Annotated in this window: 18 protein-coding genes and 1 tRNA gene; 10 read left to right on the top strand and 9 right to left on the bottom strand. The window is 73.2% G+C overall.

Annotated elements, in window-relative coordinates; genetic code table 11:
- Positions 1 to 151 precede the first annotated feature (151 nt).
- On the bottom strand, positions 152 to 907 hold the full coding sequence (locus tag ABZY33_RS14010) for a class III extradiol ring-cleavage dioxygenase (RefSeq protein ID WP_356491811.1): 756 nt from the start codon (positions 905 to 907) through the stop codon (positions 152 to 154).
- Between the two features lie 145 nt (positions 908 to 1,052).
- Here ABZY33_RS14010 and ABZY33_RS14005 point away from each other — a divergent pair, with 145 nt between their 5' ends.
- Complete coding sequence (locus ABZY33_RS14005; RefSeq protein ID WP_356491810.1) at positions 1,053 to 1,574, top strand: MarR family transcriptional regulator; 522 nt, start codon at positions 1,053 to 1,055, stop codon at positions 1,572 to 1,574.
- Positions 1,575 to 1,601: 27 nt separating this feature from the next.
- Here the strand turns inward: ABZY33_RS14005 and ABZY33_RS14000 are convergent, their stop codons facing one another.
- Positions 1,602 to 3,131 carry an MFS transporter gene (locus ABZY33_RS14000; protein WP_356491782.1) on the bottom strand — a complete coding sequence of 510 codons (1,530 nt, stop codon included), beginning with the start codon at positions 3,129 to 3,131 and terminating at the stop codon, positions 1,602 to 1,604.
- 150 nt (positions 3,132 to 3,281) lie between these two features.
- Positions 3,282 to 3,944, bottom strand: a complete 663-nt coding sequence (locus ABZY33_RS13995) for a TetR/AcrR family transcriptional regulator (protein ID WP_356491781.1) — start codon at positions 3,942 to 3,944, stop codon at positions 3,282 to 3,284.
- Positions 3,945 to 4,205: 261 nt separating this feature from the next.
- Here ABZY33_RS13995 and ABZY33_RS13990 point away from each other — a divergent pair, with 261 nt between their 5' ends.
- Positions 4,206 to 5,489, top strand: coding sequence for a M6 family metalloprotease domain-containing protein (locus tag ABZY33_RS13990; protein WP_356491780.1), 1,284 nt, complete (start codon positions 4,206 to 4,208; stop codon positions 5,487 to 5,489).
- Here the strand turns inward: ABZY33_RS13990 and ABZY33_RS13985 are convergent.
- The 3 genes from ABZY33_RS13985 to ABZY33_RS13975 all read right to left on the bottom strand — a co-directional run bounded on the left by ABZY33_RS13985 (position 5,476) and on the right by ABZY33_RS13975 (position 10,609).
- Positions 5,476 to 7,236 (bottom strand): class I adenylate-forming enzyme family protein, encoded by a 1,761-nt coding sequence (locus tag ABZY33_RS13985; RefSeq protein ID WP_356491779.1) that lies wholly within the window; start codon positions 7,234 to 7,236, stop codon positions 5,476 to 5,478. The genes ABZY33_RS13990 and ABZY33_RS13985 overlap by 14 nt on opposite strands.
- A gap of 119 nt (positions 7,237 to 7,355) precedes the next feature.
- Positions 7,356 to 9,857 carry an ABC transporter permease gene (locus ABZY33_RS13980; RefSeq protein ID WP_356491778.1) on the bottom strand — a complete coding sequence of 834 codons (2,502 nt, stop codon included), beginning with the start codon at positions 9,855 to 9,857 and terminating at the stop codon, positions 7,356 to 7,358.
- The gene (locus ABZY33_RS13975; RefSeq protein ID WP_356491777.1) at positions 9,851 to 10,609 is read right to left on the bottom strand and encodes an ABC transporter ATP-binding protein; all 759 of its coding nucleotides are present in this window, start codon (positions 10,607 to 10,609) and stop codon (positions 9,851 to 9,853) included. The genes ABZY33_RS13980 and ABZY33_RS13975 overlap by 7 nt, the downstream gene beginning before the upstream one ends.
- A gap of 110 nt (positions 10,610 to 10,719) precedes the next feature.
- Between ABZY33_RS13975 and ABZY33_RS13970 the strand changes: the two genes are divergently transcribed.
- From ABZY33_RS13970 to ABZY33_RS13940, 7 genes are all read left to right on the top strand, one after another.
- Positions 10,720 to 11,991 (top strand): sensor domain-containing protein, encoded by a 1,272-nt coding sequence (locus ABZY33_RS13970; RefSeq protein WP_356491776.1) that lies wholly within the window; start codon positions 10,720 to 10,722, stop codon positions 11,989 to 11,991.
- Positions 11,992 to 11,999: 8 nt separating this feature from the next.
- Entirely contained in the window at positions 12,000 to 12,650 is a 651-nt protein-coding gene (locus ABZY33_RS13965) for a response regulator transcription factor (RefSeq protein ID WP_356491775.1), read from the top strand.
- A gap of 310 nt (positions 12,651 to 12,960) precedes the next feature.
- A tRNA-Arg gene (locus ABZY33_RS13960) sits at positions 12,961 to 13,033 on the top strand.
- A 1,351-nt stretch (positions 13,034 to 14,384) separates the two neighbouring features.
- Complete coding sequence (locus ABZY33_RS13955; protein ID WP_356491809.1) at positions 14,385 to 14,645, top strand: hypothetical protein; 261 nt, start codon at positions 14,385 to 14,387, stop codon at positions 14,643 to 14,645.
- Positions 14,617 to 15,144, top strand: a complete 528-nt coding sequence (locus ABZY33_RS13950) for a DUF6879 family protein (protein ID WP_356491774.1) — start codon at positions 14,617 to 14,619, stop codon at positions 15,142 to 15,144. The genes ABZY33_RS13955 and ABZY33_RS13950 overlap by 29 nt, the downstream gene beginning before the upstream one ends.
- Before the next feature lie 21 nt (positions 15,145 to 15,165).
- Entirely contained in the window at positions 15,166 to 16,035 is an 870-nt protein-coding gene (locus ABZY33_RS13945) for a helix-turn-helix transcriptional regulator (RefSeq protein ID WP_356491773.1), read from the top strand.
- Positions 16,036 to 16,507: 472 nt separating this feature from the next.
- Positions 16,508 to 16,744 (top strand): cold shock domain-containing protein, encoded by a 237-nt coding sequence (locus ABZY33_RS13940; RefSeq protein ID WP_356491772.1) that lies wholly within the window; start codon positions 16,508 to 16,510, stop codon positions 16,742 to 16,744.
- Between the two features lie 49 nt (positions 16,745 to 16,793).
- On the opposite strand, the gene ABZY33_RS13935 is transcribed toward ABZY33_RS13940, so the two are convergent.
- The 3 genes from ABZY33_RS13935 to ABZY33_RS13925 form a co-directional block, all read right to left on the bottom strand.
- Complete coding sequence (locus ABZY33_RS13935; protein WP_356491808.1) at positions 16,794 to 17,666, bottom strand: ATP-grasp domain-containing protein; 873 nt, start codon at positions 17,664 to 17,666, stop codon at positions 16,794 to 16,796.
- 206 nt (positions 17,667 to 17,872) lie between these two features.
- Positions 17,873 to 18,289, bottom strand: coding sequence for a hypothetical protein (locus ABZY33_RS13930; protein ID WP_356491771.1), 417 nt, complete (start codon positions 18,287 to 18,289; stop codon positions 17,873 to 17,875).
- Positions 18,290 to 18,388: 99 nt separating this feature from the next.
- Positions 18,389 to 18,967 carry a GNAT family N-acetyltransferase gene (locus ABZY33_RS13925; RefSeq protein ID WP_356491770.1) on the bottom strand — a complete coding sequence of 193 codons (579 nt, stop codon included), beginning with the start codon at positions 18,965 to 18,967 and terminating at the stop codon, positions 18,389 to 18,391.
- A 199-nt stretch (positions 18,968 to 19,166) separates the two neighbouring features.
- Here ABZY33_RS13925 and ABZY33_RS13920 point away from each other — a divergent pair, with 199 nt between their 5' ends.
- The gene (locus ABZY33_RS13920) at positions 19,167 to 20,093 is read left to right on the top strand and encodes a sugar kinase (protein ID WP_356491769.1); all 927 of its coding nucleotides are present in this window, start codon (positions 19,167 to 19,169) and stop codon (positions 20,091 to 20,093) included.

The following is a 20,093-nucleotide window of genomic DNA, read 5'->3' as shown; positions in this document are numbered from 1 at the left end:
GTCTCAGGGGCGCGGGGAACGGCGTGAGAAGCCCCACTACGGGACAGCCGACGAGCTACCCAGGGGCGCGGGGACTGCGCGACCAGCCCCCAAGGCCCCGCGGCCGAAAACGCCATGCCCCTCCCGCAGCGCCCCCTGCCTGAGGGCGCACCTACCCGAACTGGATGGACCGTTTCGCCAGCCCCATCCAGAACCCGTCGATCACCGAGCGCCGCACCTCCTCGCCCCCAGCACTCGCCCCCAGCGCCACGAAGAGCGGGGCGAAGTGCTCGGTGCGGGGATGGGCCAGGGCGCCGGCCGGGGACTTGTGGGCGAAGTCCAGGAGCCCGTCCACATCCCCCGCCTCCAGCGCCTCCCGCCCCCACGCGTCGAACTCGGCCGACCACGCCGGGACCCCGCCCTGCCGCAGCGCCGCGAGGTTGTGCGTGAAGAACCCGGAGCCGACGATGAGCACGCCCTCGTCCCGCAGCGGGGCGAGCCGCCGCCCGATGTCCATCAGCCGCTGCGGGTCGAGCGTCGGCATGGAGACCTGGAGGACCGGGATGTCGGCGTCCGGGTACATCTCCACCAGCGGGACGTACGCGCCGTGGTCGAGCCCCCGGTCCGGCACGTCCTGCACCGGCAGCCCCGGGCCGCGCAGCAATTTGCGTACCGCGTCGGCGAGTTCCGGGGCGCCCGGGGCCGCGTACCGCACCTGGTAGTAGTGCTCGGGGAAGCCCCAGAAGTCGTAGACCAGGGGGACTGTCTCGGTGGCGCCGAGGGCGAGCGGGGCTTCCTCCCAGTGCGCGGAGACCATCAGGATGGCCTTGGGGCGGGGCAGGCCGGCCGACCAGGCGGCGAGCTGCCCCGGCCACAGGGCGTCGTCGGCGAGCGGCGGGGCGCCGTGGCTGAGGTAGAGCGCGGGCATGCGCTCGGGCGCGGGTGCGGTGGACACGACGGGCCTCCTTGAACTTTCAAGCTCTGGCTCCCGACAAAGTAACCCGCCTTTGTTTAATGTTCAAGGAGGGGCCCTTACGATGGCCTCGATGGAGCCGAGGGAATCGATGGAGCCCATGGATGACGACGAGCGCGGGCCCGCGGACGGCCGGGACGCCACCCGGTGGCTGAGCACGGACGAGCAGCACGTCTGGCGTGCCTATCTCCACGCCACCACACTGCTGGAGGACCACCTCGACCGGCAGTTGCAGCGGGACGCGAAGATGCCGCACATCTACTTCGGGCTGCTCGTCCAGCTCAGCGAGGCGCCCCGGCGGCGGCTGCGGATGACCGAGCTGGCGATGAGCGCGAAGATCACCCGCTCCCGGCTCAGCCACGCGATCGCGCGCCTGGAGAAGAACGGGTGGGTGCGGCGCGAGGACTGCCCCTCGGACAAGCGGGGTCAGTTCGCGGTCCTGACCGACGCCGGCCTGGGTGTGTTGCGGGAGACCGCCCCCGGCCACGTCGCCGCGGTCCGGCAGGCCGTCTTCGACCGGCTCAGCCCCGAACAGCAGAAGTCCCTCGGCGAGATCATGAAGATCGTCGCCGAGGGACTTCAGCCGAAGGAGGCCGGGGCGGACCTCCCCTGGCTCAGGTAGGAGCCGGTTCGCCCCGGGTCTCGCCGGTCAGTGCGCGACCACCGGGATACGGAACTCGTCCTCGACGCCCTCCGTGTCACCGGAGGCCGTGACGGTGCCGGAGCCCGGGGCCCGGGTGTTGATGAGCGTGAAGGCGATCGCCGCCGAGACGGTCAGGATGCCGACCGCCCACCAGATGGCGTGGGTGTAGCCGCTGACCTGGGCCTGGGCCTGGAGGAGCTGGGCGTTGCGGGCACCGGCCGCGTGGTCCGCGAGGTACGCGGTGGTGGCCGAGGCCGCGATCGTGTTCAGCAGGGCCGTGCCGATGGCGCCGCCGACCTGCTGCGAGGTGTTGACCATCGCGGAGGCGACTCCGGCGTCCCGCGCCTCGACACCGATCGTGGCGAGCGACATGGCGGGCATGAACGCCGTACCCATGCCGAGGCCGAGCAGCAGCTGGCCCGGCAGGATCAGGCCGGCGTAGGAGGAGTCCACCGACAGCTGCGTGAGGATCAGCATGCCGAGCGCCGCGAGCAGGAAGCCCGGGCCCATCAGCAGGCGGGGGCTGACGCGGGTCATCAGGCGGGCGCCGATCTGGGTGGAGCCCGTGATCATGCCCGCGATCATCGGCAGGAAGGCGAAGCCGGTCTTGACCGGCGAGAAGCCCTGCACGACCTGGAGGTAGTAGGTCAGGAAGAGGAAGAGGCCGAACATCGCGATCACGGCGAGGCCGAGCGAGGCGTAGACACCGCCGCGGTTGCGGTCGGTGACGACGCGCAGCGGCAGCAGCGGGTGCTTGACCCGGGCCTCGACGGCGACGAAGGCGAGCAGCAGCACGGCGGCGGCGATGAACAGGCCGTAGGTGGTCGCGTCGGACCAGCCGTTGGACTCGGCGCGCGTGAAGCCGTAGACGAGGGAGACGAGGCCCAGCGTCGACAGGACGACGCCCGGGATGTCGAGCGGCGAGCGGTTGCGGCCGCCGGCCGGCTCCCGGATGACGAGGACGGCGCCGAGGGCGGCGACGGCCGCGAACGGGATGTTGACGAAGAAGGTCCAGCGCCAGTTCAGGTACTCGGTGAGGAAACCGCCGAGGATGAGGCCGACGGCGCCGCCGCCACCGGCGATCGCGCCGTAGATGCCGAACGCCTTCGCGCGCTCCTTGGCGTCCGTGAACATGACGGCCAGCAGGGAGAGGGCGGCGGGCGCGAGCAGCGCGCCGAAGAGGCCCTGCAGGGCGCGGGCGCCGAGCATCATCGCCTCGTTCTGCGCGGCGCCGCCGATCGCCGAGGCGAGCGCGAAGCCGATGAGGCCGGTGACGAAGGTCTGCTTGCGGCCCCACAGGTCCGCGATGCGCCCTCCGAACAGCAGCAGACCGCCGAAGGCGAGCGCGTAGGCGGTGATGACCCACTGCCGGTTGGCGTCGGATATGCCGAGGTCGGTCTGGGCGGAGGGCAGGGCGATGTTCACGATGGTGGCGTCGAGGACCACCATCAGCTGGGCGAGTGCGATGAAGACGAGCGCCTTCCAGCGGCGCGCGTCGCCTTCGAGAGGTGCCGATTTCGGCAAGGGGGTACCCACAGCGGGACTCCAAGTCGTGAATGACGTAAGTAGCGTGACCGGCGTAAGTGAAGCGCCGTGAATATCGCGGTTAAGGCTGAGAAATCGGTTCGGTACGGAACGGAGCGGGGGCGGGCGAGGGCGTCGCTTCCGGGGGCCGGCCGCGGAGGGTCAGTCCTTGCGGAGGTCCTCCAGGGTCGCGGCCGCGCCCGGAAGCTCCGAGCGGGCGGGCGCCATCAGACCGTCCAGGAACAGCTGGAGATGGCGGTGGACGAAGCGGTCGAACTCCAGGCAGGCCGTGCCGGGCAGCGGCCGGGTGAGCTGGGAGAGGGCGACCATCAGATCGCCGACGCCGACGTCGGCGCGCAGCTCGCCGGCGGCGCGGGCGCGTCCCATCAGCGCCTCGATGCCGGCGGTCAGCCGGTCGAGGGCGGCGAGCACATCCGGATGGTCCTTGTCGAAGGTGGTCTGCAGCGTCGGGCAGAGCGCGCCGATGCGCTCGTCCGCGGCGGCGTGCACGAAGGTGCGCAGCGCCTCGAAGGCACCGCTCTCGCCGGCTTCCCCGGCGGCGAGGGCCTGCTCGGCATGGTCGGTGATGCGGCCGGTGACCGAGAGGACCACGTGGTGCATGAGCTCGCCGCGGTCCCGGAAGTTCCGGTACAGCGTGGCGTTGCCGACACCGGCGCGGCGGGCGGTCTCGTCGAGCGGGAGGTCGGTCCCGTACTCCACGAGCAGCTCCCGCGCGGCGGCGACGATCCGCTCCCGGTTGCGCACGGCGTCGGCCCGCGGGCGCGGGGTGCGGCGCTGCGGCTCGGTGGGGGCGGTGGTGGCCACGGCTGTCTCCTTCGGTTCGCTCGGCCCTCGGTCGTGGGGCGCGTCGGTCGGGTCTGCTCCGCCGGAACCGGGGAGCGAGTCCCCGCTTCGTGCGGACACAGGGCTAAACGGGGAGAGGCTCCCCGGTTATTTCCCGGCATGCCTGTGACCTGACTCACACCTCACGCCGCGCAGAACCACCCGACCGGCGCACCCAGCGCGCGACCCGTCCGCCCTCGACACAGGGTGAGCGAAAGGGACCCGAGGGTGAGGGCGGTTCGGATGCGCGAGCGGCGGATACGCGGGCGCCGACGCGGCGCGACACTCGCCGGGGCGACCGCGGTGGCCCTCGCCCTGACCATGAGCGCCAGCACCGGCCGGCTGCTCGACGACTCCCCGACCGCGGCGGGCCCGGTCGCCCCGGCCCGGGCGGCCTCGCTCGCCCCCTGCATGATCAGCGGCGCGATGGGCGTCCAGATGTCGGAAGGCGTGCCCACGGGCGCGGGCTACGCCCACTCCACCGGCACCGTCCACGCCCTCACCCTGATGATCGACTTCCCGGACGCGCACGGCGAGGGCCGCGCGAGCGACCGCTTCAAGGAGTTCTTCCCCAAGACGCAGAGCTGGTTCCGCACCGGCTCCTACGGCCGCCTCACCTACCTCCCCGAGGCACCGGTCACCCACTGGCTGCGGATGCCCAAGGCCTTCTCCGACTACGGCATAGACCGCGGTGCCCCCTTCGAACCCGGCTACCGCGAACTGGTCGACGACATCGTGGCCGCCGCCGACCCGGACGTGGACTTCCGCCGCTACGACCTGGCGAACATCCTGGTCACCCCGAACGCGGGCCCCTCAGCGCTGGACACCGTCCTGTCGGTGACGTTCGCCGGCAACCGGGAGGCGCCCGTCGCCGACGGGGTCCCGCTGGCGAACGCGTCCTTCGTCTACTCCCGCCAGGACGACGGCTCCGGTTCGTACGCCGAGACCGGCTACCGCGTCCTGCCGCACGAGAACGGCCACGTCTTCGGGCTGCCCGACCTCTACACCCCCGACGGCGGCGGCGCCGTCGGGCACTGGGACATCATGAGCGAGGACTGGGGCGCCGGGAACGACCTGCTCGGCTGGCACAAGTGGAAGCTCGGCTGGCTCGACGACTCCCGGATCGCCTGCGCCGCGCGCTCCGGCACCACGGAGCAATTGCTGGCCCCGCTCTCCCGCGACGACGGCGGCTCCGGCCCGAAGATGGTCTTCGTCCCGCTGACCGCGACGACGGGGTACGCGGCCGAGGTCCGCACGCAGGAGGGCAACGACGAGGCGGTGTGCCGTCCCGGCGTGCTGATCTACAAGGTCGACGCGGACGTGGACACCGGGCGCGGCCCCGTCACCGTGAAGGACGCCACCCCCGACAGCGGCGGCTGCACCCGCCGCCCGAACGTCCACGCGGAGCTGTCCGACGCGACGTACCGGGCGGGCCAGGTGTTCCGGGACCGCAAGGCGGGGGTGCGGATCTCGGTGGCGGGGGTGGACGCCGACGGCAACTACCGGGTCTACGTCACCCGGCGCTAGAAGCGGTCCCGGGAGCATCCGGGCCAGGGGCGGACGGTTGCCGAACGCCCGGCCCGAACCGGCCGCGCACCTCGCGCTTGAGCACCTTCCCCGTGGCGTTGCGGGGCAGCTCCGCGTCCTGCACCAGCACGTGCGCGGGCACCTTGAAGGCCGCAAGTGACGCCGCGGCGAACTCCCGCAGGGCCGCCGCGTCGAGGCCCGAGCCGGGCCGGGCGCGCACCACCGCGGCGACCTCTTCGCCGAGCACCGGGTGCGGCACCCCGACGACGGCCGCCTCCAGCACGTCCGGGTGGCCGTACAGACACGCCTCGACCTCGACGCAGTACACGTTCTCGCCGCCCCGGATCACCATGTCCTTGATCCGGTCGACGACGCTGATCCGCCCCTCGTCCAGGCAGGCCAGGTCCCCGGTGCGGAACCAGCCGTCCGGGGTGAACGCCGCCTCGGTCGCGGCCGGGTCCCGCCAGTAGCCGCGGATCAGGCACTGCCCGCGCAGCCACAGCTCGCCGACCTCGCCGTCGGGCAGCGGCTCGCCGCCCGGACCGGCGATCCGCGCCTCCACGGCGGGCGCGGGCTTGCCCACGCTCCCGGGCCACCGGCGGTACTGCGCACCGAAGTTGGCGGTGACACCGCCGAGCGTCTCGGTGAGCCCGTACCCGTTCCGGGGCTCGATGCGCTCACCGTGGCGGGCGGCGAGACCGGCGACCATGTGCGGGGGCGCGGCCGCTCCCCCGGTGCTGAACATGGTCAGCGTCGGCAGCGTGTCCCCCGACTCCGCGGCCCGCTCCAGGAGTTGCAGCGCGGTGGCCGGGACGCCGCCGAACGAGGCGACGCCGTGCTCGCGGATCGCCGCGAGCGCCGTGTCCGGGTCCCACTTGCGCAGCACCACGAGCGTGCCGCCCGCGGCCATCGCCGCGTAGAAGCCGGTGAACGCGGCCACGTGGAAGAACGGGAAGGTCAGCAGCCCGACCGGGGCCGGTCCCTGGCCGGGCACCAGGCCGCGCGCCAGGGCCGAGAGCGCGGCGAAGTAGCGGGGGTTGGCGATCGCCCCCATGTGCGCGTGGTGCGTGGCGACGGCGCCCCTGGGCCGGCCGGTCGTCCCGGAGGTGTAGAGGATGGTGGCGTCGGCGTCCGGAGCCACCTCGACGTCGGGCGGCCCGAGCAGCGGATCGGCGGCGGGCAGCTCCGCGTACCGCTCGATCCGCGGACCCGCGGGCTCCCGCCCCCCCTCGTGGCAGACGAGGACCCAGGGCGCCTTCTCCCCCTGGTCCTCCCGCCACGCGGCGATCCGCTCGTACCGCTCCCCGTCGACGACCAGCACGCCGGGGCGGCAGTCGTCGAGGGCGTACGCGCACTCCTCCGCGGTCCACCAGGCGTTGAGCGGCACGGCCACCAGGCCCGCCAACTGGGCGGCCCAGAAGGCGACTTGCCATTCGGGGTGGTTGCGCATGGCGATGACGGCGCGGTCCCCCGGCCGCAGCCCGTACCCGCCCTCCGCCTCGGAGGCCAGGAAGCGCCGGGCGAGCGCGCAGGCGGCGGCGAAGAACTCCCCGTACGTCATCCGCCCGCTCTCGGTGATCAGGAACGGGGTCTGCCCGAACGCCCAGGTCGTCTCGGCGAACTCCCGCAGGGTCCGCGGCCCTTCGGCGTAGCGGAGCCGCCCGTCCTCTCCCCGCACCACGGCGAAGGGCGCACCCGGCGCGGTCAGCAGCGCTTCCAGGGATTCCAGGGGCTCCATGGGTTCCATCCCCGGACGCTACGTCCCCGCGCCCACCCCTCGTCAAGACGCCGGACAGGGCGTGGGCGCCCGCGCCGGGCCCCGCGCCGCGGACACCTTGTGCCGCTCTGCGGTGCTCGCGACCGGCGTCATTCGCGTAGGCCCGCCAGCTCGGCCGGGCGGGTGCGCAGAGCGAGCGCGGCGGGCAGGGTGGCCGCGAGGACCGCGAGCAGTGCGGAGGCGGCGAGCACCGTACCGGCCGCCTGCCAGGGCACGACGAGCGCGGACCGCACGCCGAGCCGGCCGAGGGCGGCGCGCACGCCCAGCAGGTTCACCGCCGAGACGGCGGCGCCGAGCACCGCGCCGACCACCACGACCAGCACCGACTCGACGGCGACGAACCGCAGCACCTGGGCCCGGGTCGCACCCGCCAGCCGCAGCACGGCGAGGTCGCGGACCCGGTCGGCGGTGGCCATGACCAGCGTGTTGGCGAGCGCGATGCCGGTGTAGAGGAGGGCGATGGCCAGGATCATCAGCAGGCCGAGCCGGGTGGACCCGCCGGTGCGCGGGTGGTGCGCGTCGATCCACTGCCGGACGCCGAGCACCTGAAGGCCGTTCGCCTCACCCGCCGCGCGCAGCCGCCGCCCGACGGCGGCCCGGTCCGCGCCGGCGCCGACCTTGATGTCGACCCGGTCGACGCCCGCCCCCGCGGCGTTGCGCGCACTGAGATAGACGCCGTTGTCGCCGGTGCCGACGGCGAGAACCGCGGCGATCCGCAGGTCGGCCGAGCGGCCGTCGCCCAGCCGGACGGGGACCCGCTGCCCGACGCGGGTGGTCAGCCACTCCTCGTTGACGACGATGCTCTCGTCGTCCAGGCCGGCCAACGAGCCCGCCACTACGGGAAGATGGGACACCTTCGCCAGATCGGCGGCGCTGCCGACCGCGCGGGCCGCGGAGCGGACCAGGGCCGTGCCCTCCTCCAGGACGGTCACGCCGGTCGAGCGGGACGTGCTGACCGTCACCCCGGGGACGGAGCGGGCCGCGCGGACGAACCCGGCGGGCAGCGCCCGGCCCGGCGCATCCGCCGTGACCACGTAGTCGGCCCGCGTCTGGGCGCGGGCCTCGGCGGCCTTGGCCTCGCCGAGGGTGGCGGTCGTGCCCAGCAGGGAGCAGGCGAGGGCCACGGTGATGACGACCGGCGCGGCGACCGCGGCCGTCCGGCGCACCCCGGCCGCCGCGCTCTCCCGCGCCAGCATCCCGACGGCGCCGGGCAGCCGCGCGGGCAGCCAGGCCAGCAGCCGGGTCAGCGGCCGCACCAGGACCGGCGCGAGCAGCGCCACCCCCACGATGAGCAGCATCGGCTGGGTGACGTACGTCTTGCGCTTGAGCATGTCGCCGGGGTGCTCCACCAGCGCGAGGACCAGCAGCCCGAGCCCGGTGAGCAGCACGGCCGCGGCCACCAGCCGGCGGCTCCACGGCATGGCGGCGCTGTCGACCGCGGCCTCGCGCAGCGCCGCCGTCGGACCGGTCCTGCCCGCGCGGAAGGACGCCGCGGCGACCCCGCACAGCGCCACCGCCAGGCCGGTCCAGAACGCGACGTGCAGCGGCCAGGTCTGCGCGCCGATCCGGAACCAGGCCGGGGCGATGCCCTGTCCCGCCATCCAGGAGGCGAGCCGCGGCGCGGCCCACCGGCCCAGCCCGCACCCGGCGCCCGCCGCGAGGACCCCGACCACCAGTGCTTCGGCGTACACCATGCGCCGCACCTGACCGGGCGTCGCGCCCGCCATCCGCAGCAGCCCCAGCTCCCGCCTGCGCTGCGCCACCGCGAAGGTGAACGTCGACGCGACCACGGACAGCGAGACGAACGCGGTGATGCCGGCCGCGGTGCCGAGCAGGGCGTTCACGGAGACCAGGGCCTCCTTGTCGCGGTCCGGGTCGGGGTCGGCGCGCCGCCGGTCGGCGCCGGTGAGCACGGCCATGCCGGAGCCGGTGCCGAGCACGGCGCGGACCGCGGCCGGGTCGGCGTCCACCGTGACGCGGTCGACGCGGGGCGCGAGGCGCGCGGCCTCGGCGGCGGTGAAGAACACCGCCGACTCGAACCCGGCCGCCGGCACCGTGCCGACCACCGTGCGCGAACCGGGGCCCTCGGGGGTGACCACCTCGATCCGGTCGCCGGCCCGCACCCGCGCGCCGGGCCCGGCCGTGACGACGACCTCGCCGGGCGCGGCGGGCGCGCGCCCGGCGGTCAGACGGTACGGCGTGGCCGCGGCCACGGCCCACGGGTGGCCCACGAGCGCGGACCGCGCGCCCAGCCGCCGCCCGGCCTGCGCCACCGCCACCGGGAACGTACGGTCCGCTGCCACGGCGCCCACCCCGGCCAGCTTCCGCACCAGCTCCGCGGGGACCGCACGGGGATCGGTCAGGGCCGAGGTGCGCACCCCGTTCGGGGTGTCGGCCTTCAGCTCGTCCGTGCCCTGCACCACGACCCGCGCGCGGGCGAACCGTTCGGTGCCCCGCTGCGGCGCGTCGGACGTCGCCGCGAGCGCCAGGCCCGTGGCGGCGACCAGAGCGACGCCGAGCGCGAGCGCGACGAACGAACCGGCGAACGTGACCCAGCGGGCGCGCATCCCGCGCAGCGCGAGACTCAGCACGACGCCACCGCCGCGGCCGTCGCGGGGACGGCGCCCAGGGCGGTCATCCGGTGGGCGACGCGCTCCGCCGTCGGCGCGTCCAGCGCACCCTGGACCCTGCCGTCGGCCAGGAAGAGCACCTGGTCCGCGCAGGAGGCGGCGACCGGGTCGTGCGTCACCATGATCACCGTCTGGCCGCGGTCGACCATCGCCCGCAGCAGCGTCAGCACCTCGCGGCTCGTGGCCGAGTCCAGGGCGCCGGTCGGCTCATCGCCGAAGAGCACCTCGGGCTGGGTGACCAGGGCGCGGGCGAGGGCCACGCGCTGCTGCTGGCCGCCGGACAGCTCGCCGGGCCGGTGCCCGGCGCGCTCGCGCAGGCCGACCTCCGCCAGGACCCGCAGCACCTCGGCTCGCCGGGGCCGGCGCCCCGCGAGACGCAGCGGCAGCCCCACGTTCTGCTCGGCGGTCAGCGCGGGCAGCAGGTTGAACGCCTGAAAGACGAAACCGATGCGCTGCCGGCGCAGCAGCGTCAGCCGGCGCTCGCTCAGCCGGGTCAGGTCGGTCTCCCCAAGCAGGACCTGCCCCCCGGTCGGCCGGTCGAGCCCCGCCGTGCACTGCAACAGGGTCGACTTGCCGGAGCCCGACGGCCCCATGACAGCGGTGAAGGTCCCGCGCGGGATGTCGAGGCTGACCTGGTCGAGGGCGGTGACCGCGTTCTCGCCTGTCCCGTAGGACCGGGTCACGGAGCGGAGCCGGACGGCTGGTTGATTCATGGTCCCCACTCCACCGGGTCCGTCCGGTGGGGACATCACAGCGGGAGGGAGTCTTGAGGGTGGAGCTAGCTGGGTGGTCCCGGCGGGGCACGCCTCGTAACGTGCGCCGCATGCCCGCGCACACCCCGACGATCTGGACCCGCCTCCACCAGCGCCGTTACCTACGCGGCGGCTGGCCCTGGCGCGCGGTCCTGTACCTGCTCAGCAGCGTCGCCCTCGGCCTGGCCACCCTGCTCACCCTGGTGCTGCTCGCCGTCGCGGGCGGCGTGCTCGCCGTCGTGGTCGTCGGCCTGCCGCTGCTCCTGGTCCTCGTCCTCACCGGGGTGCCGCTGGCCGCGCTCGAACGCCGCCGGCTGCGGCTCATCGACAGCGAGCCGCTCGCCGACCCGCACCGCGAACCGGACCGTACCGGCCTCACCGCCTGGCTGCGCACCCGGCTGCGGGAGCGTGCGACCTGGCGCGAGTTGGGCTACGCGGTGCTCTTCGGCTTCCTGCTGTGGCCTCTCGAAGCGCTCGTCGTGGGCTCCGCCCTCCTCGTGTGCGGCGGGCTGCTCGCGACGCCGGTGCTGCTGGCGTTCGACGGGCAGGAGGCGCGGGTCCTGAAGATGTGGATGGTGCACGGCTGGCCCGGAGCCTTCGGCACGGCCGCCGCCGGCCTGCTCCTGCTGCCCGTCCTGGCCTACCCGCTCGGCGCGTTCGCCGCCGGCCGGGCCACCCTGACCCGCTTCCTGCTGGCGCCACCGACCAGCGAACTGAGCACGCGACTAAGGGAGTTGAGCCGCTCCCGGCTCCGTATCGTGGACGCGTTCGAGGCGGAGCGGCGCCGTATCGAGCGCGATCTGCACGACGGGGCGCAACAGCGGCTCGTCGTCCTGTCGATGACGCTGGGCCTGGCCCGGCTCGACGCACCGGCGGGGCCGTTCGGCGCACTGCTGGCCAAGGCGCAGGACGACGCGGACGCCGCCCTCGTCGAGATCAGGGAGCTGATCCGCGGCATCCATCCCCAAGTCCTCACGGACCGGGGCCTGGTGGCGGCCGTCGAGGACCTCGCGGACCGGGCCGCGATCCCCGTCGACGTCCACCTCGACCTGCCGGCCCGGCCCCCGGAGGCCGTCGAGACGGCCGTCTACTTCGCGGTCGGTGAGGCGCTCACCAACGTCGCCAGGCACAGCGGCGCGAGCCGGGCGACGGTACGCGGCGGGGTGGACGGGGGGCGGCTGGTCGTGGAGGTCGAGGACGACGGTGCCGGGGGCGCGGACACCGGTGCCGGAACCGGCCTCCAGGGCGTCGCGGATCGGCTCTCGGTACTGGAGGGCCGTTTGCTAGTGTCCAGTCCGCCCGGCGGCCCCACCGTGCTCCGCCTGCGGGTCCCCCTTCACTGAGGATGAGCATGCTGCGCATCGTGCTGGCCGAGGACAGCGTTCTGCTCCGCGAGGGACTCGTCGGCCTCATGGAACGTTTCGGCCACCGGGTCGTCGCCGCCGTCGGCACCGCGGACGCGCTCACCGAGGCCGTCACCGCGCACGGACCCGACATCGTGGTGACCGACGTACGGATGCCGCCGGGCTTCTCCGACGAGGGCCTGCGTGCCGCCATCGCCCTGCGCCGCCACCGGCCCGGCCTGCCGGTCCTGGTGCTCAGCCAGTACGTCCAGCGCGCCTACGCCGAGGACCTCCTGGACTCCTGCGACGGCACCGGCGTGGGCTACCTGCTCAAGGAACGCATCGGCCACGTCGAGGAGTTCATCGACGGCGTGCACCGGGTCGCGCGGGGCGGCACCGTCGTCGACCCCGAGGTGGTCCGCCAGCTGATCCGCCACCGCCGCGACCCACTGACCCGCCTCACCGCGCGGGAGCAGGAGGTGCTCGCGCTGATGGCGGAGGGCAGGTCGAACGCGTCGGTCGCCGCGGCGCTGGTGGTCAGCGAGGGAACGGTCAGCAAGCACTTCGGCTCCATCCTCACCAAACTCGACCTCAACGTCGACGACACGGTCAACCGGCGGGTGCTGGCGGTTCTTACGTATTTGCGCGGGGCGGGGTAGGGGCAGGGGTCTCTCGGGCGGCGCGCCGGGCGAGGGGGCGGATCCTGACCGGCCGCGGGGTCCCGATGGCGCCATGGCGTCCCGCCGCACACGGGGTCCTGGCCCCCGGCCCCGACGCTGCCTTTGCGGCTGCCGCTGCGGTTGGGAGGCCAACGGGGGGGCCACGACGACACCCTCGGCCGGACGCACCCCCCACCCGCTACACTGTCCGCGGCGCGCAGCCTCCACAGGCGGCACACCACACAGCTCGCCGGAAGACCCGGGACGCCGCGGCCCAGCCGCAGAACCCCGCACATTTCCATAGAGCGCCGCCTCCGTAGCTCAGGGGATAGAGCACCGCTCTCCTAAAGCGGGTGTCGCAGGTTCGAATCCTGCCGGGGGCACAGACCTAAGTCGCTGGTTAGCGACACAAGCGGCCCTCCGTTCGCTCGAACGGGGGGCCGCTTCGATCTTGAGAAGCCACATAGAATCCACATAGCCCGGCGATCTTGATACCCAGATCACCGTTCGACGTAGTGAGCACCGCCCTAGATCACGGTTAAGTTCGGCCCTGACGAGGGCTGGCGCGACTCCCCACGCGTGCCAGATGTGCGCTCGTCGACTTCCTTGGGTGTCGAGGCGGGGAGGCCTCGCCCCCGGGCAAGGAGATCGAGAGCGGTGAGGCGAACCCAACCCTTCACACGCTGTTGCGCATCGCGCGCCCTCTACCGTCGCGCCGCCGCCTGTTCGCCCGCACCCGGCATTCGGAGGTACGGGAGTCTCACGAGGCGACCCCACTTAACTAGGGGCCGCCTCCTTCCAACTCGGCACGGGGGTCCGAGCCAGGCGCAGCCCACGCGCAGGCTGCTGCCCCCACCGCTTCCGGGAACGCCATCCCACGGCGGGAGTCTTGCGGCGGCCGCCCGAGGTGCAGGGCCCCGAGCGACCGCCCTGACTCGCCGCGGAGGATCCGTGATGAGCCTGCGGCGGGAGTCTCTCGGCCGGCCCGCTACTGAAAGCGGGCCGCGGTGGGCGCGCCCACCGGCGCCGTCTGCCTGGGCGGCGGTGTCACCGGGCACACGCGGTGCCGCTCGACAATCGCGCCGGGCCCGGACGCGCTGAACACGGGCATCCGGTCGAACCCCTCGCCGTCCAGGAGCGGCTGATCACATCGCGCGCAGAAGCGTGCGCCCTCGAGGCTCATGCCTCGCCGGCGAACTCGTCGAGGGTGTGCGCAACACGGGCCAGCGTGGTCAGCCGGAGACAGGCGGCGAGTGAACTCGGACTGAGCCCCTGGGTGAGCTCGTCACGCGCATCAGCGAGAGTCCTGTCCCGGGACTACCAGGCGCGGGTGCCGCGGTTGATCCGGTCGGCCTGGGCTTGGACGAGAGGGATGAGCCGACGAATCTCCGCACGGAGTGCGATGTCGAGCTGGCTGCGCCGTTCCGGAGCGGGCCGAATCCGCGGGGACGCGAAGGCTTCTGCGAGCAGCTGGTGCAGTCTGTCGGGCTCAGCCGCAGTGGGTGTCTGGACAGTGGGCATGGCGCCTCCGCAGGGCTTGGCCGCCCGGTCGGGCGGTGGTCGTTGCCGCGTGCTTCGACGCTAGGACTGCAGGAGCGATGGGCTCCAGGGTTGTTCACCGATGTACACGAATTCACACTGCGCAGCTCACTGGCCTGTTCGAGCCCTTGACCCGATAACCCAAGGGGCTGATGTTGGTGTTCATCCATGCACATCCTGAATCCGGAGGCTGACGTGGAACTACGTTTCATCGGCATCGACCCCAACACCGGAACGAGCGAGAGCCCAACCGTCTGGGTGGACGAAGAACGAGGCGAGATCGTCATTCAGGGGTGGAAGCCGACGCCGGAACTGGAAGCGGCTGCGGCCGCATTCACGCTCCCCGGGCACGCCGTGGGGATTCCGGACAACGAAGCCGTCGTCCGCGTGCCCGCGCGGATGGCCACGATGCTGAGGGAGGCGTGCGATGCCATCGAGCGCGCCACCGTTTCCTGATCTGATCGGGGCCGCCCGGCACTCCGCCGTGCACCTCGAAATGCGGGACGCCTACGGGGTGACGAACGAAGCCGCCGACTTCGCGCGCTGGCGGGAGACTGGGCAGCGAGACACGGACCCGCGGTCCGAAGCGTGGGAGGCATGGACGGACCTGATCAAGGGAACCGTGGCCCGCGGTGTGACCGTGCGCCGCGCTCGTATCGTGTCCGAGCCCGTCAGCGACTACATCCGTTACGAGCATGCCGGCACCGTCGTCAACGTGGCTGCAGGCGAACTCGTGCGGTGGCTACCTCGCCGCCGCGCCTCGGGGATCGCCCTGCCGGGCAATGACTTCTGGCTCTTCGACGGATGCCTGATCCGGTGGGCACACTTCACTGGTGCCGGCCTGTTCGCGGGCGCTGAAGTGTCCGAGAACCCTGCCGAGGTGAAGCTGTGCGCTGAGGCTTTCGAAGCTGTGTGGGACCGCGCGGTCCCCCACGACGAGTACGTGATCAACTAGCGGAAGTCGTAAGGCCATCCCATGCCTACATCCCCATCCTCGTCGGCGCAGAGAGCTCGCGAACGCGTTGCTGCACGGCTGCGCGCGCTACGTGCCGACGCGGGGCTGTCAGGGACTGAGCTGGCCTCACGGTGCGGTTGGTCACACCCGAAGACATACCGCTTGGAGAAGGCGCAGACACCGCCGTCACCCGACGACATCCGTCGGTGGTGTGCGGCATGCGGGGCTGACGGGGAGGCGCAGACACTCGTCGAGCAGTCCATCGACGCCGAGGCCATGTACACGGAGTGGCGACAGCACGTCCGCCAGGGACTGAAGGAACTGCAGATCTCCACCGGCCGGCGCCTGTTCACGGACTCAAGCCTGTTCCGCGTGTACTCGGCGACCCTGGTGCCGGGCCTGCTGCAGACGGTCGGTTACGCAGCAGGCGTCCTGCACATCTCGGCGCGCTCACACGACCTTGAAGTCGACGACAGCCCGGAGGCGGCGCACGCTCGCATCGAGCGCTCAAAGATCCTTTATGAGCAGGGGCGCCGCTTCCTGTTCGTCATCGAGGAAGCGAGTCTCTACTACCAGATCGGCGACGCCGCGGCGATGGCGGCGCAACTCGGCCACCTTCTCACCGCCGGCGCGCTGCCAGGCGTCTCGTTGGGCGTCATCCCGACATCGACTGTGGAGCGCGGCCAGTGGCCTCGCGAGACGTTCCACGTGTACGACGACAGGTTGGTGTCCGTCGAGCTGGTGACGGCACAGGTACGGATCAAGCAGCAGTCCGAGATCGATCAGTACCTGCGGGCATTCGCCGAGTTGCGCAGCATGGCGGTGTACGGTGCCGAGGCCCGGGCGCTCATCACCCGGGCCATCAAGGCGCTGGACCGCGTCGACGCATGACGAAACGGCCCTACCGCCCGCGAGGGGCGATGGGGGCCACGTCTCATCTGTACTGGCGTTGCGTCCGATCCAGGCCCGCCGCCACCGGGGTGTGCTGCTGCCCGAGGGGTCCGGTTCCTCCGGCGACGGTGCCCCGTCGCGGCGGCACACCAGCGCGTCCGGGTCGTAGGCCGGTGTCTGCCAGCTGTACCCGTCCGGACGCTCCGTCGTCCCGTCCGCCCGTCCTTCCCGTCTGCGCCGTCCCGGCCGTCCGCCCCGGCGGGACCCTGTGGTCCGGCCGGGCCCCGCTCGCCCTGCGCCCCGGGCGGGCCAGGAACCCCGTTCGCGCCGCGCTCGACGGGCTGCCGATGCACCCCACCCAGCGCTTGCGCCTTCGGCACTTCCTTGAGGACCGGCCCTCGCCGAGGACCGGCCCTCGCCGTACCTGGGCTGACGGCAACGCCCTAGGTCAGGCGGTCCGTAAGATGCCGTCATGGTGACTGCGACCGTACGTGAGTGGCGTGATGAAGAGGGCTGGGGCGTTCTTGATTCGAGTGAGACTCCTGGCGGTTGCTTCGGGCACTATGCCGATATCCAGGCGTCCGGCTTTCGTACGCTGTCCGTCGGGCAGCGGGTCGAACTCACGTGGGAAGCGCCCGGCTTCAAGCAGGACGGGTATGACTACCGCGCGGTGAGCATCGTCCCTCTCGGTCCCCCTCCGGCCCGGTGACTCGGTCCCCCTCCCGCCCGGTCATACGACCCCGCTCGACACGGCCCGTTCAACTCCCCAGCAGCGCAGCGAGCAGCCGTGCCGGGTCCGTCCCGGCCGGGATGTCGCTCACCTGGCCGTCGCCCACCTCGATCACGCGCCACGCGCCGTCCGTGGTGCGGCGGGCCAGGTCCGTCGTGAGGAACCGGCAGGGCAGCGCCCGGACCAAGGGGCGCAGCGCGTCGAGCGGTGGTGCGGGGTGCAGGTGCGGGGTGTCGGGGTGGGGGGTGGTCAGGACGGGGGTTCCGTCCAGCCACCAGACCCGGGCCTCGCCGGCCGCCGCGTCGAAGGGTTCGAAGGCGCGGAGTACCAGGCCGCCGGCCAGATCGTCGCCCTGGAGTTCGACGAAGCGGCTCACCACCTGGTGGACCGCCGCCGTGTCGGTGAGGTCGGGGAGGTAACAGGCCTCGTCCCAGGCGTGTTTGCGGGACTTGACGTAGTCCTTGACGATCCCGGGGCCGTTCGGCAACGCCGCCGTCAGCGCCGCCAGCGCCCCTGGGGTGGGTGGCCGGTGCGGGGCGCAGGCCGCGTAGGCGCTGGGCGGGGTCGTCGTGGCGAACGTGCCGTACCAGTGCGGGAGTTCGTGCGCCGCCCGGTACATCGGCGTCGTGGTGCACAGGTACGTGCCTCGCCGGGCCAGCGCCGTCTCCAGGGCCGCGTAGGACGCCACCGGCATCATCCAACCCCGGTACCAGGCCGCCCCGAAGCCCTGCGGGACTCGCCGTACCGCCTCCTCCGCGTCGCCCGCCAGCAGCGCGTCATGGTCGACCAGCGCCACCTGCGCACCGGACCGGCGTGCCGCAGCGGCCTGTGGCGCGAAGTGCGGGTCCGGTCGTGTCGGACGCAGTGGGTCGGTGCAGAGCAGGAGCCCGGCCGACGGTATGCCGGAGCACTGTAGGCAGGTGGGCCGCACCTCAACCGGCCCTACGCCAGCGGGCTGCACCTCCGCACGCGGGACATCCGTGCGGGGCACAGCGGCTCCCGGCACCTCGGCACCTCGGGGATCGGCGTTCACCACGTCACCGTAGCGACCCGGACCCGGCCGCCACCGTGCCCACAGGAAAAGAACCCGGCGTCAACGGTGCGGCGTCAGCCTGCCCGGGCCGCCGAACCCCCGCCCGCGGGTCGCCGCAGCCCCGCCACCACCGCCGTGACGGCCGCCGTCGCCGCCAGGCTGCCCAGCATGAGCATCGCCACGCCCACCGCGAAGAGGCCGCTGGAGTCGTCCGACCAGTCGACGTACGCGGCGACGGTCAGGCCCGCCGTGATGCCCAGCACCGGGGCGGCCCGGTGGCCGCGGGAGGCCGCCCAGGCCGCCGGGATCAGCAGCGTCACCACGAGGCCGGCCACCTGCCAGGCCTCGTACGGGCCGGTCGTCGAACCGTCGGGGTGCGTGTCGCGGTGCTGGTCCCAGCCCAGCCAGGCGGCCCACGCCGCGGCCGCCACCCCGGCCATGACCAGGACGGAGAGGAGCTGGGGGACGTGGTTACCGAAGCGCTTTTCCATGTGCCCAGCGTCGTCGGGCCCTCTCCGCCGGCCCAGAGCACAAGTACTCAGGTGGCCGTGAGTACGCCCCCCGCCACCAGTGTCGTGCCGGCCGCGCCCCTACGACCCCAGGCAGACATGGACATGCATGTCATGCCACCCGTCCCTGTGCAACGCGGCGCTGCGCCGCGTCCCCTCCAGTGGATACCCCCCCTTCGCCGCCACCCGGCAGGACGCCTCGTTGCGGGTCGAGTGGTGGAGTTCCAGGCGGTGGAAGCCCACGACCAGCGCCCAGTCCGTCACCGCCGTCAGTGCTCGGGGGGCGACGCCCCGGCCCCGGGCCTCGGGCAGCATCCAGTAACCCAGCTCGGCGCTGCCCTCCATCAGGTCCATCACGCGCAGCGCCATCCGGCCGAGGGGCGCCCCGTCCGCGGCCCGGGTCACGAGCCACTGGGCCGCCGTCTCCCGCTGCCAGCCCTCTCGCGCCGCCTCCGCCCAGGCCCGCGCCTCGTCCAGGGACTCCATGCTGCGGGCGTGCCAGTAGCGCAGCGCCGGGTCCTGGAACGCGGCGTGGACGGCTGGGGCGTCCCCCGACTCGAAGGCGCGGAGCAGGAGTTGGCCGTCCGGTGTGCGCAGGGCCGGTTGCGTGGTCGAGGCGAACGTGCCCGGCTCGATGGTGTGCGTGATCTCGATCGGCATGCTCCGCATCATCGCCGGGACGGCACCACGCCCGCACCCGGATTCCGCTCCCACAACCCACCCCGGCACAGGCTGGTCAGGCTGTTGCAACATACGCACACTCGTTGCACCAGTACTGCTACCGTTGCGCGGCAGCAGCAAAGCACCCGCTGAATGCGAGGGACACGCGCGCCTGCGTACGTAAGACAGAGGAGTGGTGATGACCGGTACCGCGGTCTGCCTCGGCGAGACGATGGCGCAGGTCACGCCCGCCGACGGCGCCGGGCTCGAAGACAGCCGCGAGCTGCGGCTCGCCGTCGCGGGCGCCGAGTCGACCGTCGCCCAGTACCTCGCCGATCTCGGCCACCGGGCCGCCTGGGTGAGCCGGGTCGGCGACGACCCGTTCGGCCGGCGGATCGTGGCGGCGGTCGGCGCGCGCGGTGTCGACGTGAGCGGCGTACGCGCCGACGCGGCGGCCCCGACCGGCGTCTACTTCAAGGACCCCGGACCCGACGGCACCCGCGTCCACTACTACCGGGCCGGCTCGGCCGCCTCCCGCATGGGACCCGGCGACGCCGACCGCGTCGACCTGTCCCGCGCCCGGCTGCTCCACCTGACCGGCATCACCCCCGCCCTGTCCGAGGGGTGTGCCGCACTCGTCCGAACCCTGCTGGACCGGGCGGCCGACACCGGCACTTTCGTCTCCTTCGACGTCAACTACCGTCCCATGTTGTGGAGTTCGCGCGGTGAGGCGGCCGCCGTTCTTGGCGAACTCGCCCGCCGCGCCGACCTCGTCCTCGTCGGCCGCGACGAGGGCGAGGCGCTGTGGGGCACCCCGACCGCCGAGGACCTCCGCGACCATCTCGCCGGCCGTCGCGCGCCGCGCGGCACTCTCGTCGTCAAGGACGGAGCCGTCGGCGCCACCGAATTCAGCGCCGGCCAGAACGTGTTCGTGGCCGCGCCCGCCGTGGACGTCGTCGAGGCCGTCGGCGCCGGGGACGCCTTCGCCGCCGGGTACCTCGGCGCCCTGCTGCACGGCGCCCCGGTGGCCGAACGCCTCGCCCTCGGCCACCGGCTCGCCGGACGCACCCTGCGCAGCATCGAGGACTACGTACCCGCCACGACCGTGGCCGCAGAGGAGAACTGA

Origin of the sequence: Streptomyces sp. NPDC006552 (assembly GCF_040611655.1) — a bacterium.
Lineage (GTDB): Bacteria > Actinomycetota > Actinomycetes > Streptomycetales > Streptomycetaceae > Streptomyces.
This window is presented reverse-complemented; position numbering and strand designations above follow the sequence as displayed.